Genomic DNA, 16,061 nt, shown 5'->3' with positions numbered 1-16,061 from the left:
TCGAGTATAGTGGGGCGAAGCTGATGAAAGAAGTATTAGAAGTTTTACCAAAAACGATGAAGCAGTTAGTGGAAAATTGTAAGCAGTACGATGCTCTAGAGGAAATCCGTGTTCGAATTGGAAGACCGCTAGAGTGTATTGCTCAAGGTGAAGTGTTTTTTTATGACTATATCGTTACAGCAGAGGATGCTATTTACTTATTGAATAAGTTAAGTCACTTCTCAATTTATACAATGGAAGAAGAATTAAAGCGTGGGTATGTGACACTCCGAGGAGGTCACAGAATCGGCTTAGCAGGAAAAGTTATTACAGAAAAAAGCACAGTGAAAATGATTCGAGATGTCTCTTCTTTTAATATTCGTATTGCTCGTCAAAAAATAGGCATTGCTGAACCACTTTTACCGTATTTGTATGAATCACGATGGTTAAACACGATGGTAATTGGCCCGCCGCAAACGGGGAAAACAACACTTTTAAGAGATGTAGCACGTTGCATGAGTCAAGGTGTAAGTGCTTCGAAAATACCTTCGTGTAAAGTAGGGATCGTTGATGAACGGTCAGAAATTGCTGGCTGTGTGAAAGGAATTCCGCAGTATGATTTTGGCACACGAGTAGATGTGTTAGACGCATGTCCAAAAGCTGAAGGAATGATGATGATGATTCGTTCTATGAGCCCAGATATATTAATTGTGGATGAAATTGGTCGTAAAGAAGATAGTGAAGCAATTATGGAGGCAGTACATGCAGGGGTTCAGCTTTTTATAAGCGCACATGGCTTTTCTTATGATGATGTTGTGAAACGCCCATCATTAAAGGCAGTGCTAGAGCTCGGCATTTTTGATAGGTTTGTGGAATTGTCAAAAGCAAGAGGGCCAGGAACAGTTATGCAAGTGAAAGATAAATATGGAAAACCGGTATTACCTCATAGAAAGGCTGAGGGCGTATGGTGAAAATATTTGGTGCAGTGTTAATCGTTGCGGTCAGCACCTTTTTCGGGTTTTCATACGCCAAAAGATACAGTGAGAGACCGAGGCAACTTAGATTATTAAAAGCGGCACTGCAATCATTAGAGGCAGAAATTATGTACGGGCATACACCATTGTCTGAAGCCGCTGAGCGATTAGTGAAACAAATGCCGAAGCCGTTAAATTGGATATTTCAAAGTTTCGCTAGCAGGCTAGAAAGTGGAGAACAAACAGTTAGAGAAGCTTGGATAGATAGTTTGAAAGAAAATTGGAAGCTAACAGCATTTCAACAAACTGAGTATGAGATTTTGCAGCAATTTGGTGAAACGCTCGGACAACATGATCGTGAATCACAACAAAAACATATTCGGTTATGTATTACACATTTAGAGAGAGAAGAAGAAGAAGCGAAAGCATTACAGCTGCAATATGAAAAGATGATTAAGAGCTTAGGAGTACTAGCGGGGCTACTTATCGTAATTTTACTGCTATAGGGGGGAGAAAGGCGATGTCCATTGATGTTGGATTAATATTTCAAATCGCCGGAATCGGCATTGTTTTAGCTTTCATTCATACTGTACTAAAAGAATTAAAGCGTGAGGATATTGCAAATTGGGTTATCCTCGTCGGTTTTGTCGTTATTTTATTTCATGTCGCATTTTTAATTAATACACTATTCGACAAGATTAAAAGTGTCTTTCTCTTCCAGTAAAGGGGGCGGTTCGAATCGAAATTATACAAATTGTCGGATTAGGCCTCGTTGCTACGTTTTTAGCGGCTGTATTGAATCAGCATAAATCTAGCATTACGTCATTATTTATTGTGTTCGTAGGTAGCGTAATGTTCCTTCTTTTAATCGATCAAATTCACGCTATTTTACAAATGATTGAGAGAGTAGCGAGTGAAGCGAAAGTTAGCAACGTATATGTAGAAACGTTGCTAAAAATTATTGGGATTGCTTATATCGCTGAGTTTGGAGCGCAAATTACAAAGGATGCAGGACAGGGGGCAATCGCTTCGAAAATTGAATTAGCTGGAAAGATTTTAATTCTCGTTATGGCGATCCCTATTTTGACGGTTGTAATTGAAACTATTCTCGGATTTTTACCGACGGGATAAGGGGGAGTGAATGTTGAGGGGGTTTGGAGCTAAGCTGCTATTTGCTTGCTTCCTTTTCTTTTCTTTACCGGTTGTTGTACAAGCTTCTCCTGTAGAGACAAACGTCGTTGATCAACAATTGGATAAGCTCGGAATTGAAGATGTGAAGCAATTTTGGGACGGGCTTGTTACAAAATATGGAGGTTACTTACCAGAGAGTCAAAAAGGTAGCTTTATGGAGTTTGTAAAGGGAGAAAAAGAAATCTCTATAAAAGAGTGGATGCTAGGTTTATTAAAGTACTTATTTCACGAACTTGTTGCAAATGGGAAACTACTCGGAACGCTCATTATGCTCACAATTTTTAGTGCATTGTTGCAATCACTGCAATCTGCATTTTCAAAGAGTAGCGTAAGCAAAATAGCCGATGCAGTTGTATATATGGTACTAATTATTTTCGCTTTAAATAGCTTTTATGTCGTTATGACATATGCAAGAGAAACGATACAAACAATGGTAGATTTCATATTAGCGTTATTGCCTATCTTGCTTGCACTCATAGCGACAGGTGGTGGTGTTGTATCCGTATCGTTTTTTCATCCGATTATCATCTTCTTAATGAATACGAGTGGGCTTTTGATGAATTATATCGTTCTACCACTTTTATTACTTGCAACGATATTAAGTATTGTAAGTACGATGAGTGATCAATATAAAGTTACGAAATTGTCCAAGCTTCTGCAAAACGTTAGCGTCGGGATTATCGGTATCTTTTTAACGATTTTTTTAGGCGTATTATCTGTACAAGGAACAGCGACAGCTGTTGCGGATGGAATCGCTGTGAAAACAGCTAAATTTGTAACAGGAAACTTTATTCCCGTAGTAGGAAGAATGTTTACAGAGGCGGCGGATACAGTTATTAGTGCGTCGGGATTATTAAAAAACACAGTCGGAATTATCGGACTCGTCATTCTATGTTTAATTGTCGCTTTTCCAGCGATTCAAATTTTTTGCATCGCATTTATTTATAAGTTCGCAGCAGCAGTATTGCAACCAGTTGGCGGCGGAGCAATCATTCAATGTTTAGATATCATTGGACGGAGCATCATTTATGTATTTGCTTGCTTAGCTATCGTATCGTTTATGTTCTTTTTAAGTATCACAATTATTATTGCTGCGGGGAACATTACACTTATGATGCGGTAGGAGGTGAAGGGTATGCAATTTGTTACAGAGTGGATTAGAAATATTATCGTTTTTTTACTCTTAGCGACAATGCTTCATCTTATTCTTCCAAATTCCAATTTGCAAAAGTACGTTAAATTCGTTGTAAGTCTATTATTAGTTGTTTTAATTTTAACGCCTCTATTTAAACTATTGCAAACAGATGTAAATGAAGTAATCGCAAATTTTAATGAAGAGAAGTACGTAGCAGAAGGATCTGTAAAAAATTCAATAGATTCGAAGAAAAAAGAAATACAAGCTCTAACACGTGCATATAGTTTAGAAGAGATGGCTACCAAAATGAAAAAAGAAGTAGGAAAAGAGTTTGAGAAACAGTATGGTATGTCAGTCTCTGAAATACAAATAGTCGCAGCGGAAAGCACAGCGGAAGTAAAGTCAGCGAAAGATATTCAATCTGTTGTTGTGACGTTGAAAGAAAAAGAACGTAGTAAAAATGATGCAATCGAAACAGTAAAACCAGTTGAAATTAATACGAAAGAACCACCGAAAAAAGTAGAGGAAACGAATGGAGAAATGAAAGACTTCTTTTCAAGCAGGTGGCAACTAGAGAATAAACAAATCCAAGTTCAAATGGAAGGGAGGACAGGTAGAGTAAATGGACAATAAAGATAAAAATTCGAAGTTCTCATTTTTTCGAAACTTATTGAATGGAGATGAAAAAGAAAGTAATGAGAAGGGAAAAAAGGTAACACCTAAGTTCTTACTTGTCCTACTCATACTTGGAATGTTGCTTATGTTTTCTAGTAGTTTTTTTTCAAGTAAAAAAGAAGAAGTACCTGTATTTAAAGAACAAAAAACTCAAAACCAGGAAAAAGATGTACCAACTTTTGGACAAAAAAATAATGATAATATGTCAAATGTAGAAAAATATGAAAAAGCGTATGAACAAGAATTAAAAGCAGCCTTAGAAGAAATAGCAGGAGTAAAAGATGTAACGATTAATGTGAATTTAGATTCATCAGAGGAAAAAATATTAGAAAAAAATACAGTGAAACGTTCACAAACAACAGGTGAAACAGATAAAACAGGCGGCAAGAGGGAAGTAGAAGACGAGTCTCTTGATGAAAAGACAGTCATTATACGTGAAGGGGATAAAGAAACTCCCGTTGTTTTACGAACAGAGAAACCGAAAGTGCGAGGTGTTCTTGTCGTAGCAAAGGGAGTGGATAATATACAAGTTAAAGCGATGGTAAAAGAAGCTGTAATACGGCTGCTAGATGTGCCAGCCCATCGTGTTTCAGTTTCACCGAAAAATTGATAGGGAGGAAATAAAGTGTTAAAAAAACAAACGGTTTGGCTATTAACGATGTTAAGTTTAGTTGTTGTACTATCTGTGTATTACGTAACAACTCCAGACAAAATGAATACAGCATCGCCGGCAACAGGTGAAAAGATTGGACAAGAAAAACAAGGTACTGATAAAGCAGTAACAAACGAAGCGCCTAAAGAAACGCCTAAAAAAGAAAATACAAACAAGGAAACATCAAATAAAGAAACAAACAAAGAAACAGATAAAAAAGAGAGTGCTACAAAAGAAACAAGTAAAAAAGAAGCTAACGTAACAGTTCAATCAAGTGATGAAAATTTCACAGCGTTACGTATGCAAATGGAAGATCAGCGAAGTGAACAAAAAGCAAGATTACAAGAAGTGATGAATTCAGCAAAATCTTCAGCAACAGAAAAGAGTAAAGCAAAAGATAATTTTGATGCAATCACTACAATGGAAACGAAGCAAGAATTACTTGAGACAGTAATTAAATCTCAAGGTGGATATAAAGATGCCCTTGTAAGAGCTGATGGAACTGACATTAAAGTAACTGTAAAAGCAGCAAAACATTCACAAAAAGAAGCGAATAAAATTATACAACTTGTAAGAAGTGAAGGCGGATCAAAAGATGTAGGTGTAAAATTTGATCCACCAACAAAATAAAACGAATAATCCGCGGGGAATTCCTCCGCGGATTATTCGTTTTTAGTAATCGGATTGTTTGAAAATAGTTAGATAAAAATAATAATAGAAAAAAAGCTATCATTTTCGATAGCTTTTTTCTGTTTCGTCTTTGTTTTTACTATGTTCAACTCGGAACGGAGAAATACGTTGTGAGTAAAAGATTAGCGGTTCATGGTAGTGATGATTACTTTTTCCGGATTTGACGTGGATGAAGAGAACGAATGCCCAGACCATTACGGCAGGTAAGAAGAGAATGAGCCATATCATATGTCCACACCTCGATACGATATATTTTCTACACTTTGAACATACTATTCTTATATGAAGGAATGATGAACGACGTGTAAACAAAAAAATAATATTTGGTAAAAATACGTTATTGACTATAGATGTGGCAAAGGGTAGAGCGGGAGTGGGGTGTTTACTGTGTACAGTTTTGAATAAGTAGTGGATGTTTTTTAGGAAGTGGTCTTGCCAATTTCATGTGAAACTTGGTATTATTACTAGGTATTAAATTTTTATTGGGATAATATTTTTACAGGAGTTTCGATTTATTATAAAGAAATATAAATTGGAATGTTTAAAAAATTTATCGTAAGATGGAAATAGTAACTATTTCTATTAGTAAATGAAATACATTTTCTAATAGAGTACATCGTATTTTTACAGTCAATCTAGTTTTAGTGAAGAGAAATCTGTAAAAACGGGACAAACAAGAGTATGGGAGTGGATTTTACATGTTTAAAATTCAAGAAGTTCGTGAATTAATTAAATTAATTGATAGCTCTAATATTGATGAATTTGAATACAAAAAAGATGGTACGACAATCAAAATGAAAAAGCGTGGTAATGAAGTTGTTGCGGTGCAAGCACCTGTAGCGAAACAAGCCGTGCAATCAGTGGCACCTGTTGAAGTTGAAACGACAGTAGCGGCAGCGCAAGTGGAAGTACCAAAACAAGAAGAGAAAAAAGCTGTTCAGAATGAAAACCTACATAAAATTACATCACCAATGGTAGGTACATTCTATTCTTCTTCTTCTCCTGATACGCCTCCATATGTAAGTGTTGGGGATAGAGTATCGAAAGATTCTATCGTATGTATTGTCGAGGCTATGAAGTTATTTAACGAAATCGATGCAGATGTAGATGGAGAAATTGTTGAGATTCTTGTTAATAACGGACAGCTTGTTGAGTATGGACAACCGCTATTTCTTGTAAAAGCGTAATAAGGGAGTCTTTGTGATGATAAAAAAAGTATTAATAGCCAATCGTGGGGAAATTGCTGTACGAATTATTCGTGCTTGTAAAGAAATGGATATTGAAACAGTCGCAATTTATTCAGAAGCAGATAAAGAGTCACTTCACGTACAAATTGCTGATGAGGCGTATTGTGTAGGACCAACGATTTCGAAAGAAAGCTATTTAAATTTGACGAACATTATTAGTGTTGCGAAGTTAACAGGCTGCGATGCAATTCATCCGGGATACGGATTTTTAGCAGAGAATGCAGATTTTGCAGAGTTATGCCGTGAGTGTAACTTAATTTTTATCGGTCCAAGTCCAGAAGCTATTTCAAAGATGGGCACAAAAGACGTTGCTCGTGATACAATGAAAGAAGCAGGGGTTCCGATTGTACCAGGTTCACAAGGAATTATTAAAAATACCGAAGAAGCGATCGAACTTGCGAATCAAATTGGATATCCTGTTATTATTAAAGCGACTGCAGGTGGCGGCGGAAAAGGTATTCGTGTTGCGCGCCATGAAGAAGAGCTTGTAAAAGGAATTCAAATTACACAGCAAGAAGCTAGTACCGCTTTTGGGAACCCTGGTGTATACTTAGAAAAGTACGTTGAAGATTTCCGCCATGTTGAGATTCAAATAATGGCAGATACACACGGAAATGCCATTCATTTAGGAGAGCGTGATTGTACGATTCAGCGCCGCTTGCAAAAACTACTAGAAGAAAGTCCATCACCAGCACTTGATGAAAATGTGCGTAAGCAGATGGGTGAGGCGGCAGTTAAAGCGGCGGTAGCGGTTGATTATACAGGTGCTGGTACGGTTGAGTTTATTTATGAATATAAAACGAAAAGCTTTTATTTCATGGAGATGAATACGAGAATCCAAGTTGAGCATCCAGTTACTGAAATGGTAACAGGGGTAGACTTAATTAAAGAACAAATTCTTGTTGCTTCTGGAGAAAAGTTATCGTTACAGCAAGAAGAAGTACAATTTAATGGTTGGGCAATTGAATGCCGAATTAATGCGGAAAACCCTGCCAAAAAATTTATGCCATCTCCAGGTAAAGTAGAAATGTACTTGCCACCAGGCGGATTTGGTATTCGCGTCGATTCAGCTGTATATCCGGGATATTCAATCCCACCTTTCTATGATTCGATGGTTGCTAAATTAATTGTTCACGGAAAAACACGTGAAGAGGCAATTGCAAAAATGAAGCGTGCACTCAGTGAGTTTGTCGTTGAAGGCGTACATACAACAATCCCGTTCCATTTGCAATTGTTAGATCATCCTGATTTTGTAAAAGGTGAGTTTAATACGAAATTTTTGGAAGAGCATGAACTTGTGACGCAGTGATACATTAAAGGAGGTTTTTTTCATGGCTGAACATATGTTAGATATGGGTCAAGATACAACTCTTGGTAAAGTAGAAATTGCACCAGAAGTAATTGAAGTAATCGCAGGTATTGCAGCTGCTGAGGTAGAAGGCGTAGCGGCAATGCGTGGTAATTTTGCTACAGATGTTGTTGAGAAGTTAGGTAAGAAAAATCATGGTAAAGGTGTAAAGGTTGAATTAGCAAACGAAGATATTATCGTTGACCTTTATGTTGTAATGTATTTTGGCGTAGCAATTCCAGTTGTTGCACAAAAGATTCAAGACAACATTCGCCAAGCACTCTTTACAATGACAGGGCTTGAGCCAAAAGAAGTGAATGTTCACATCGTTGGCGTAACATTCGAAACACAAAAAACAGAAATCGAACCAGTGTAAGAATGAAAAAGGTGCCTAGTAACATAGGCATCTTTTTTATCGTTTCATTTCTTCACAAATTACAACCCTCTAATTATTATACTATTTCAAAAAATGAGAAATAAAAAAGAAAATGTTTCGTTTTACCAAAAAACGTACATTGTGATAAGATATGGAACTTGAAGTTAATCTTTTTATTATTTTTCAGCCTTGTAACCCGTGTGTGAAACGATAAATTGTGTTATTATCATTGTATTATAAGGTTGGAAAATCAATGAAAACTGTAAGAGTAAGTGAATTGACGGCTTATAAATTATAATAATATAACAAAGCATAAGGAAAGACTTGAAGCATAAAGGAGAGTTACAATGAAACGTAGGACGGCTAGAGAAAGAGCTATGCAAGCATTATATCAAATGGATATTACAGGTGAATTAGAACCGAAAGTAGCAGTGGAAAACACGCTAGATGAAGGTGAAGAAACAAATGAGTTTCTAGAATCACTTGTTGTAGGTTTTGTAGAAAATAAAGAAGTAATTGATGAAGCGATTCGTCAAAATTTAAAAAAGTGGAAGCTTGAGCGTATTAGTATTGTTGATCGCAGTATTTTACGTGTAGCTGTGTATGAAATGAAATACATGGAAGAAATTCCACACAACGTAACAATTAACGAGGCAATTGAAATTGCTAAAACATTTGGGGATGAGGAATCTCGTCGTTTTATTAACGGCGTTTTATCTAATATAAAAGATACACTGTAATTTCTTTAAGGGGGAATCTTAAAATGGTAGCAGTAATCATCAAAGGAAATGAAGTTGCGGAGAAAAAACGAGCACAATTAACAGAAGAAGTTGTGAAGTTGAAAGAGCAAGGGATTGTACCAGGATTAGCAGTTATTTTAGTTGGAGAAGATCCAGCATCTCGTTCTTATGTAAAAGGAAAAGAAAAGGGCTGTGAACAAGTAGGAATCTATTCAGAGCTAATTGAATTTCCTGAAACAATTACGGAGGAGCGTTTGCTTGCTGAAATCGATCGCTTAAATGGCGATGACCGCATTAATGGCATATTAGTGCAATTACCTTTACCAAAACATATTGAAGAAAAAGCTATCATTGAAAGAATTTCACCAGAAAAAGATGTAGATGGATTTCACCCAATCAGCGTAGGACGTATGATGACGGGGCAAGATACATTCCTTCCATGTACACCGCATGGTATTGTAGAGTTAGTAAAAGAAACAAATCTTGATATCTCAGGAAAACATGTTGTAGTAATTGGAAGAAGTAATATTGTTGGCAAGCCAGTGGGACAATTGTTCTTAAATGAAAATGCAACTGTCACATACTGTCATTCTAAGACGCAAAATATGAAAGAGTTAACGAAATTAGCTGATATTTTAATCGTAGCAGTAGGACGACCTAAAATGGTAACAGCTGATTATATGAAAGAAGGGGCAGTTGTAATCGACGTTGGTGTAAACCGTTTAGAAACAGGAAAACTTTGTGGTGATGTTGACTTTGACAACGTGTTAGATGTTGCAGGTTACATTACACCTGTGCCAAAGGGTGTTGGTCCAATGACGATCACAATGCTTCTTCATAATACTGTTGAATCGGCTAAGCGTGCAGGTGTCGTTTGTAAATAATTTGAGTCGGCTATGAGGAGAGAGAAATGGAGAAACAATATTTAACCGTTACAGCGTTAACACGCTATATAAAAACAAAAATAGAATATGATCCGCATTTACAGTCTGTTTGGTTAAAAGGTGAAATTTCCAACTTTAAAAATCATAGCCGTGGCCACATGTATTTTACATTGAAAGATGAAAATGCAAGAATCGCAGCGGTTATGTTTGCGGGTCATAATCGTAATATTAAATTCAGACCTGAAAATGGGATGAAGGTACTCGTGAAAGGGAAAATTTCTGTTTACGAGGCGAGTGGTTCTTATCAAATTTATATTCAAGACATGCAGCCTGACGGAGTCGGAAACCTGCATTTAGCTTACGAACAATTAAAGGTTCGTTTAGAGGAAGAAGGATTGTTTTCTCAAGTTTATAAAAAAACAATCCCTCCTTATGCGAAAACAATAGGTGTGATTACGTCACCAACAGGAGCAGCGATTCGTGATATTATAACAACGATTAAACGTCGTTATCCAATTGGAAATGTTATTGTGTTTCCAGTACTTGTACAGGGGGAGTCAGCAGCTCCCTCAATTGTACAAGCGATCCGTACAGCGAATGAAATGGAAGGGATAGATGTCCTAATCGTTGGGCGCGGTGGAGGTTCTATTGAGGAATTGTGGGCGTTTAACGAAGAAATGGTTGCAAGAGCTATTTTCAAGAGTGAGATCCCTATTATTTCAGCAGTAGGCCATGAAACAGACTTTACAATTGCGGATTTTGTTGCCGATTTAAGAGCACCAACACCAACTGCAGCAGCTGAGCTGGCAGCGCCTAATATTATCGAGTTACAAGAAAAGGTATTACAAAGAACTCTAAGGTTGCAAAGAGCAATGAGAGAGTTAGTACATAAAAAAGAAGAAAAACTACAAGTATTGCAAAAATCTTATGCGTTCCGTTATCCAAGACAAGTATATGAGCAAAAAGAAGAGCAATTGGATAGAGCGTTAGAACAGCTTGTGTTAGCGAAAGAGCGCTATATTGATAAAAAGGTAAATCAGTTAAAACAGCTTTCATTTTATTTAGAGAAGCACCACCCATCTCAAAAAATTATGCAAACAAAGGTAGCAGTTGAAACATTGCAAAAGCAATTGCAACGTGAAATGCAAACGTTACTCCAAACGAAAGAATTTGCCTTTGTAAGAGCTGCTCAAAAACTTGAAGCGCTAAGTCCGCTTAAAGTAATGATGAGAGGGTACGGGCTTGTATATGATGAAGAGAAGCAAGTGTTAAAAAGTGTGAAAGATGTTAGCCTTGGAGATGCTGTTTCAGTTCAATTACAAGATGGAATATTAGATTGTAGCGTATCAGGAATAGAGGAGCGTGAATTGAATAATGGAAAATAAATTAAGCTTTGAAGAGGCAATTTCGCAACTTGAGCACCTCGTTTCTAAATTAGAGCAAGGTGACGTACCTTTAGAAGAAGCAATTTCTTATTTTAAAGAGGGTATGGAATTATCTAAGCTTTGTGATGAGAAGTTGAAGAACGTACAAGAACAAATGGCAGTTATTCTTGGGGAAGATGGAGAGCTTGAACCGTTTACTGCTTTAGGAGATGAAGCATAGTGACAATTGCTTTTGATACTTTTTTGAAAGAAAGTAAAACTTTCGTAGAAGAGAAGCTTGTAAGCTATGCAAATGAATTACAATGTCCAAATGTACTTCGTGAAGCGATGGCATATTCTTTGGAAGCGGGTGGAAAGCGTCTCCGCCCGTTACTTTTATTTGCAACATTACAAGCGTTTGGTAAAGAAAAAAATCTTGGTGTAGGTGCAGCTTGTGCTCTTGAAATGATACATACATACTCGTTAGTTCATGATGATTTACCTTGTATGGATGATGATGATTTAAGAAGAGGGAAGCCCACAAATCATAAAGTATTTGGTGAAGCGATGGCAGTTTTAGCAGGAGATGGTTTGTTGACATATGCTTTTCAAGTTATTATGGCATATGAGCAAAAGGAAATCTCTGCTGAGAAAAAAGTAAGACTTGTACTTGAGCTTGCAAAGGCGGCAGGGCCAGAGGGAATGGTTGGCGGACAAGTAGCAGATATGGAAGCGGAAGGGAAACAGCTTACGATCGATGAGTTGGAGTATATTCATAAGCATAAGACTGGGAAACTACTTGAATTCGCTGTACTTGCAGGGTCGATACTTTCTAATGCCACAGAAGAACAGGAAGAAAAATTACTTGAGTTTGCAAAATATATCGGCCTAGCTTTCCAAATTCGAGATGATATTTTAGATGTGGAAGGAACCGAAGAAGAGATTGGAAAACCGATTGGTAGTGATGTTTCCAACGAAAAGAGCACATATACGACGTTATTTACTGTAGATAGAGCAAAGGATATTTTAGAAGAAACGATTGCAAAAGCAAAAGATGCTATTAGTTCCTTGCAATTACAAGATGAATATTTACTATCTATTTGCGATTTGATTGCAAAACGTAATAACTAATATAACAGCGTTTTCATTTGTTGAGTCATTCATCATTTTATGATATAAATGTAGGAAAAGGTTTTTCTTTTCTTGTTATTGGCAAAAATATATGTAGATTACATTGCCGTTATCACTTCGTGTTAGCGGCTATTTTTTTCATCGCCTAAAGAAATATGGTTTATAATAAGATTAGGGCGCAATAGACTGGTTAATAGCAGGACAAGGTGAAAAATAAAAAAGAGAATTTCTTGTTTTGTGTAAATGTTTTTTATAATATTTGACATGTTGACAGATTATGAAATGAAAGTGAGTGATCCATGTGGATCTAACGCAAATTCAAAACCCTAGTTTTTTGAAAGATATGTCTATCAGTGAACTAGAGGGATTGAGTGAGGATATTCGTAAGTTTTTAATTGAAGAGCTCTCTCAAACAGGTGGACATATTGCGCCTAATTTAGGTGTAGTAGAACTCACAATTGCTCTGCATAAATTATTTGATAGTCCGAAAGATAAATTTTTATGGGATGTAGGACATCAATCCTATGTACATAAAATTTTAACTGGACGTGCAAAAGAATTCGGCACATTAAGGCAATATCAAGGTCTATGTGGTTTCCCAAAACGTTGTGAGAGTGAGCACGATGTATGGGAAACTGGCCATAGCTCGACATCATTATCTGCTGCAATGGGAATGGCTCTAGCACGTGATTTAAAGAAAACGAAAGAATATGTTATACCAATCATTGGTGATGGCGCTTTAACGGGCGGAATGGCTTTAGAGGCATTGAACCATATTGGACATGAAAAAACAGACATGATTGTTATTTTAAATGATAATGAAATGTCAATTGCGCCAAACGTTGGTGCGCTTCATAATGTGCTTGGACGTCTACGTACCGCAGGAAAATACCATTGGGTAAAAGATGAGCTAGAGTATATTTTGAAGAAAATCCCAGCTGTCGGTGGGAAAGTTGCTGCGACAGCAGAGAAAATAAAAGATAGTCTTAAATATTTACTAGTATCTGGTGTCTTTTTCGAAGAGTTAGGCTTTACATATTTAGGTCCAGTCGATGGACATGATTATGAAAAGTTATTCGAAACGTTGCAATATGCAAAGAAAACAAAAGGCCCAGTGCTTGTTCATGTTATTACGAAAAAAGGAAAAGGTTACAAACCAGCTGAGAGTGATGTTATTGGCACTTGGCATGGAACAGGACCTTATAAAATTGAATCAGGTGACTTCGTTAAACCGAAAGAAGTTGCACCAGCATGGAGTGCTGTTGTTAGTGAAACAGTACTTAAGTTAGCGAGAACGGATGAGCGTATCGTTGCAATTACACCTGCAATGCCTGTTGGATCGAAACTTGAGAAATTCCAAAAAGAATTCCCAGATCGTATGATTGATGTAGGTATTGCAGAACAGCATGCTACAACAATGGCAGCGGGTATGGCAACGCAAGGTATGAAACCATTCTTAGCGATTTATTCAACATTTTTACAAAGAGCTTATGACCAAGTTGTTCATGATATATGCCGCCAAAATTTAAATGTTTTCATCGGGATTGATCGCTCTGGTTTAGTAGGAGCAGATGGTGAAACGCATCAAGGTGTATTTGATATCTCATTCTTACGCCACTTGCCGAATATGGTACTTATGATGCCAAAAGATGAAAATGAAGGGCAACATTTAGTATACACGGCGATGCAATATGAAGATGGACCAATCGCATTACGTTATGCGCGAGGTAATGGACTTGGCGTTCATATGGATGAAGAATTAAAGGCGATTCCAATCGGTTCATGGGAAACGTTAAAAGAAGGTACACAAGCAGCTATTTTAACATTTGGTACGACAATACCAATGGCAATGGAAGCGGCTGAGCGTCTTGAAAAGGCTGGTATTTCAGTGAAAGTAGTGAACGCTCGCTTCATTAAACCAATGGATGAAGCATATTTACATGATCTCTTAGGAAAAAATATACCAATTTTAACGATTGAAGAAGCTTGCTTAATTGGTGGTTTTGGAACAGGAGTAGTTGAATTTGCGTCTGAGAACGGGTACCATAGTGCGTTAGTTGAACGAATGGGTATTCCAGATCGTTTCATAGAACACGGTAGTGTAACAAAATTATTAGAAGAAATCGGTTTAACGACAGATGCTGTTGTAGACCGTATTCATACAATGATTCCATCAAAACAAAAAAGGGCGTAACAAATGAGTGCGAAAAAAGAAAGAGTAGATGTACTATTAGTAGAGCGAGGGCTTATAGAAACACGTGAGAAAGCAAAACGCGCCATTATGGCCGGTCTTGTATATGCGAATGAGATGAGATTGGATAAGCCAGGGGAGAAAATCCCACAAGATACAGAGATTACGGTGAAGGGGCAAGTTATGCCGTATGTAAGCCGTGGTGGTTATAAACTTGAAAAGGCATTAGAGACATTTCATCTTGATTTACAAGATAAAGTTATGATAGATATTGGTTCATCAACTGGTGGCTTTACCGATTGTGCGCTTCAAAATGGAGCGAAATTATCTTATGCATTAGATGTAGGGTACAATCAACTTGCGTGGAAATTGCGTCAAGATGAGCGTGTTGTCGTAATGGAACGAACGAACTTCCGTTACGTAACACCAGCAGACTTAGAACGTGGTTTACCGCAATTTGCTAGTATCGATGTTTCGTTTATATCATTAAAACTTATATTGCCAGTTTTAAAAACAATGCTTATGCCGAATGGGGATGTAGCAGCGTTAATTAAACCGCAGTTTGAAGCTGGAAGAGAGCAAGTTGGTAAAAAGGGTATCGTTCGCGATCGAAAAGTACATGAGGCTGTCGTAGAAATGATTGTCGACTTTGCTATAAAAGAAGGATACGACGTAGAAGGCTTAACATTCTCACCGATTACGGGCGGGGATGGTAATATTGAATTTTTAATTCATCTGAAATGGCATGGTGAACGTGAGAAGGGCGAAAATCATTCTCCAATTTCTGTTGAGCAAGTAGTTACAGAGGCACATGATGTCCTAAAACAAAAAGGGAAAGGGGAATAACATATGTTGTTCCTCTTTTTGTTGTAATTGTATAATGATTGTAAAAACAATTGTGTACAAGTAACGAATTATAAGTTAACATAAATAAGTGAAGTATACCAATGTTTAAACTATGGTAAGAGATAGTGTGAGGTGCAAATGTATGAATAAAGGTCAGCGCCATATTAAAATCAGGGAAATTATTGCGAACAAAGAAATTGAAACACAAGATGAATTAGTTGATATTCTACGTAATGAGGGATTTAATGTAACGCAAGCGACAGTATCGCGCGATATTAAAGAATTGCACTTAGTGAAAGTGCCATTACATGATGGTCGCTATAAATATAGCTTGCCAGCAGATCAACGATTTAACCCGTTACAAAAATTAAAACGCAATCTAGTGGATTCATTTGTAAAATTAGACACGGCAGGACATATGCTTGTGCTAAAAACATTGCCTGGTAACGCTCATTCACTTGGAGCACTTATTGATCATTTAGAGTGGGATGAGATTATCGGAACCATTTGTGGTGATGATACTTGCTTAATTATTTGCCGTACACCTGAAGATACAGGTGTTGTCTCTGATCGTTTCTTAAATATGTTGTAACAAAAAATCTTGTTTGCTTTCCTCTGTAAAGTGGAAAGTGAACAGG

The 16,061-nt window shown here is 37.1% G+C and carries 20 protein-coding genes; 19 read left to right on the top strand and 1 reads right to left on the bottom strand.

The window, feature by feature from the left end; all coding sequences use genetic code 11:
- The first annotated feature begins 23 nt into the window (after positions 1-23).
- From spoIIIAA to ACTFNE_RS02425, 8 genes are read left to right on the top strand one after another with little or no spacing between them, the layout of a single operon-like run.
- The gene (spoIIIAA, locus tag ACTFNE_RS02460; RefSeq protein ID WP_000665885.1) at positions 24-950 is read left to right on the top strand and encodes a stage III sporulation protein AA; all 927 of its coding nucleotides are present in this window, start codon (positions 24-26) and stop codon (positions 948-950) included.
- Complete coding sequence (spoIIIAB, locus tag ACTFNE_RS02455; protein ID WP_000238697.1) at positions 944-1,459, top strand: stage III sporulation protein SpoIIIAB; 516 nt, start codon at positions 944-946, stop codon at positions 1,457-1,459. The genes spoIIIAA and spoIIIAB overlap by 7 nt, the downstream gene beginning before the upstream one ends.
- Positions 1,460-1,473: 14 nt before the next feature.
- Entirely contained in the window at positions 1,474-1,677 is a 204-nt protein-coding gene (gene spoIIIAC / locus ACTFNE_RS02450) for a stage III sporulation protein AC (protein ID WP_000020914.1), read from the top strand.
- A 23-nt stretch (positions 1,678-1,700) separates the two neighbouring features.
- Positions 1,701-2,084, top strand: coding sequence for a stage III sporulation protein AD (gene spoIIIAD, locus ACTFNE_RS02445; RefSeq protein WP_077317075.1), 384 nt, complete (start codon positions 1,701-1,703; stop codon positions 2,082-2,084).
- Between the two features lie 10 nt (positions 2,085-2,094).
- Positions 2,095-3,267, top strand: a complete 1,173-nt coding sequence (gene spoIIIAE, locus ACTFNE_RS02440) for a stage III sporulation protein AE (protein WP_000943695.1) — start codon at positions 2,095-2,097, stop codon at positions 3,265-3,267.
- 12 nt (positions 3,268-3,279) lie between these two features.
- Positions 3,280-3,912: a stage III sporulation protein AF gene (spoIIIAF, locus tag ACTFNE_RS02435; protein ID WP_001161050.1), complete on the top strand. Its 633-nt coding sequence runs from the start codon at positions 3,280-3,282 to the stop codon at positions 3,910-3,912.
- Positions 3,902-4,564, top strand: a complete 663-nt coding sequence (gene spoIIIAG / locus ACTFNE_RS02430) for a stage III sporulation protein AG (protein ID WP_000368876.1) — start codon at positions 3,902-3,904, stop codon at positions 4,562-4,564. Before spoIIIAF ends, spoIIIAG begins: the two co-directional genes overlap by 11 nt.
- Before the next feature lie 15 nt (positions 4,565-4,579).
- The gene (locus ACTFNE_RS02425) at positions 4,580-5,236 is read left to right on the top strand and encodes a SpoIIIAH-like family protein (RefSeq protein WP_000914702.1); all 657 of its coding nucleotides are present in this window, start codon (positions 4,580-4,582) and stop codon (positions 5,234-5,236) included.
- Between the two features lie 99 nt (positions 5,237-5,335).
- Here ACTFNE_RS02425 and ACTFNE_RS02420 read toward each other — a convergent pair whose 3' ends face one another.
- Complete coding sequence (locus ACTFNE_RS02420; RefSeq protein ID WP_002081027.1) at positions 5,336-5,524, bottom strand: hypothetical protein; 189 nt, start codon at positions 5,522-5,524, stop codon at positions 5,336-5,338.
- A 470-nt stretch (positions 5,525-5,994) separates the two neighbouring features.
- Between ACTFNE_RS02420 and accB the strand changes: the two genes are divergently transcribed.
- The 11 genes from accB to argR all read left to right on the top strand — a co-directional run bounded on the left by accB (position 5,995) and on the right by argR (position 16,015).
- Positions 5,995-6,483, top strand: a complete 489-nt coding sequence (gene accB, locus ACTFNE_RS02415; RefSeq protein ID WP_072191089.1) for an acetyl-CoA carboxylase biotin carboxyl carrier protein — start codon at positions 5,995-5,997, stop codon at positions 6,481-6,483.
- 16 nt (positions 6,484-6,499) lie between these two features.
- Positions 6,500-7,852, top strand: a complete 1,353-nt coding sequence (gene accC, locus ACTFNE_RS02410; protein WP_000592876.1) for an acetyl-CoA carboxylase biotin carboxylase subunit — start codon at positions 6,500-6,502, stop codon at positions 7,850-7,852.
- 22 nt (positions 7,853-7,874) lie between these two features.
- Positions 7,875-8,267: an Asp23/Gls24 family envelope stress response protein gene (locus tag ACTFNE_RS02405; protein WP_000807630.1), complete on the top strand. Its 393-nt coding sequence runs from the start codon at positions 7,875-7,877 to the stop codon at positions 8,265-8,267.
- 347 nt (positions 8,268-8,614) lie between these two features.
- The gene (gene nusB, locus ACTFNE_RS02400; protein ID WP_000830249.1) at positions 8,615-9,007 is read left to right on the top strand and encodes a N utilization substance protein NusB; all 393 of its coding nucleotides are present in this window, start codon (positions 8,615-8,617) and stop codon (positions 9,005-9,007) included.
- A 23-nt stretch (positions 9,008-9,030) separates the two neighbouring features.
- Positions 9,031-9,891: a bifunctional methylenetetrahydrofolate dehydrogenase/methenyltetrahydrofolate cyclohydrolase FolD gene (gene folD / locus ACTFNE_RS02395; RefSeq protein ID WP_000226728.1), complete on the top strand. Its 861-nt coding sequence runs from the start codon at positions 9,031-9,033 to the stop codon at positions 9,889-9,891.
- A 26-nt stretch (positions 9,892-9,917) separates the two neighbouring features.
- Positions 9,918-11,276 carry an exodeoxyribonuclease VII large subunit gene (xseA, locus tag ACTFNE_RS02390; protein ID WP_000415266.1) on the top strand — a complete coding sequence of 453 codons (1,359 nt, stop codon included), beginning with the start codon at positions 9,918-9,920 and terminating at the stop codon, positions 11,274-11,276.
- On the top strand, positions 11,266-11,496 hold the full coding sequence (gene xseB / locus ACTFNE_RS02385; RefSeq protein ID WP_000428423.1) for an exodeoxyribonuclease VII small subunit: 231 nt from the start codon (positions 11,266-11,268) through the stop codon (positions 11,494-11,496). The genes xseA and xseB overlap by 11 nt, the downstream gene beginning before the upstream one ends.
- Positions 11,496-12,386: a (2E,6E)-farnesyl diphosphate synthase gene (gene ispA / locus ACTFNE_RS02380; protein ID WP_000150362.1), complete on the top strand. Its 891-nt coding sequence runs from the start codon at positions 11,496-11,498 to the stop codon at positions 12,384-12,386. Before xseB ends, ispA begins: the two co-directional genes overlap by 1 nt.
- Positions 12,387-12,687: 301 nt before the next feature.
- Positions 12,688-14,580: a 1-deoxy-D-xylulose-5-phosphate synthase gene (dxs, locus tag ACTFNE_RS02375; RefSeq protein ID WP_270705365.1), complete on the top strand. Its 1,893-nt coding sequence runs from the start codon at positions 12,688-12,690 to the stop codon at positions 14,578-14,580.
- A gap of 3 nt (positions 14,581-14,583) precedes the next feature.
- Positions 14,584-15,423: a TlyA family RNA methyltransferase gene (locus tag ACTFNE_RS02370; RefSeq protein WP_001274741.1), complete on the top strand. Its 840-nt coding sequence runs from the start codon at positions 14,584-14,586 to the stop codon at positions 15,421-15,423.
- A gap of 142 nt (positions 15,424-15,565) precedes the next feature.
- On the top strand, positions 15,566-16,015 hold the full coding sequence (gene argR / locus ACTFNE_RS02365) for an arginine repressor ArgR (protein WP_001032581.1): 450 nt from the start codon (positions 15,566-15,568) through the stop codon (positions 16,013-16,015).
- The last annotated feature ends 46 nt before the right edge of the window (positions 16,016-16,061 follow it).

This window comes from Bacillus cereus group sp. MYBKT111-2 (assembly GCF_051915205.1).
In the GTDB taxonomy this organism is placed as follows: Bacteria; Bacillota; Bacilli; order Bacillales; family Bacillaceae_G; genus Bacillus_A; species Bacillus_A paranthracis.
The sequence above is the reverse complement of the archived record's forward strand: the minus strand, read 5'-3'. Positions and strand labels throughout refer to the sequence as shown.

Bases quoted from the DNA above. Each gene is read 5' to 3' on its own strand.
- spoIIIAA (WP_000665885.1), top strand. From the start codon at position 24: ATGAAAGAAGTATTAGAAGTTTTACCAAAAACGATGAAGCAGTTAGTG.
- spoIIIAB (WP_000238697.1), top strand. From the start codon at position 944: ATGGTGAAAATATTTGGTGCAGTGTTAATCGTTGCGGTCAGCACCTTT.
- spoIIIAC (WP_000020914.1), top strand. From the start codon at position 1,474: ATGTCCATTGATGTTGGATTAATATTTCAAATCGCCGGAATCGGCATT.
- spoIIIAE (WP_000943695.1), top strand. From the start codon at position 2,095: ATGTTGAGGGGGTTTGGAGCTAAGCTGCTATTTGCTTGCTTCCTTTTC.
- spoIIIAF (WP_001161050.1), top strand. From the start codon at position 3,280: ATGCAATTTGTTACAGAGTGGATTAGAAATATTATCGTTTTTTTACTC.
- spoIIIAG (WP_000368876.1), top strand. From the start codon at position 3,902: ATGGACAATAAAGATAAAAATTCGAAGTTCTCATTTTTTCGAAACTTA.
- ACTFNE_RS02420 (WP_002081027.1), bottom strand. From the start codon at position 5,524: ATGATATGGCTCATTCTCTTCTTACCTGCCGTAATGGTCTGGGCATTC.
- accB (WP_072191089.1), top strand. From the start codon at position 5,995: ATGTTTAAAATTCAAGAAGTTCGTGAATTAATTAAATTAATTGATAGC.
- accC (WP_000592876.1), top strand. From the start codon at position 6,500: ATGATAAAAAAAGTATTAATAGCCAATCGTGGGGAAATTGCTGTACGA.
- ACTFNE_RS02405 (WP_000807630.1), top strand. From the start codon at position 7,875: ATGGCTGAACATATGTTAGATATGGGTCAAGATACAACTCTTGGTAAA.
- nusB (WP_000830249.1), top strand. From the start codon at position 8,615: ATGAAACGTAGGACGGCTAGAGAAAGAGCTATGCAAGCATTATATCAA.
- folD (WP_000226728.1), top strand. From the start codon at position 9,031: ATGGTAGCAGTAATCATCAAAGGAAATGAAGTTGCGGAGAAAAAACGA.
- xseA (WP_000415266.1), top strand. From the start codon at position 9,918: ATGGAGAAACAATATTTAACCGTTACAGCGTTAACACGCTATATAAAA.
- xseB (WP_000428423.1), top strand. From the start codon at position 11,266: ATGGAAAATAAATTAAGCTTTGAAGAGGCAATTTCGCAACTTGAGCAC.
- ACTFNE_RS02370 (WP_001274741.1), top strand. From the start codon at position 14,584: ATGAGTGCGAAAAAAGAAAGAGTAGATGTACTATTAGTAGAGCGAGGG.
- argR (WP_001032581.1), top strand. From the start codon at position 15,566: ATGAATAAAGGTCAGCGCCATATTAAAATCAGGGAAATTATTGCGAAC.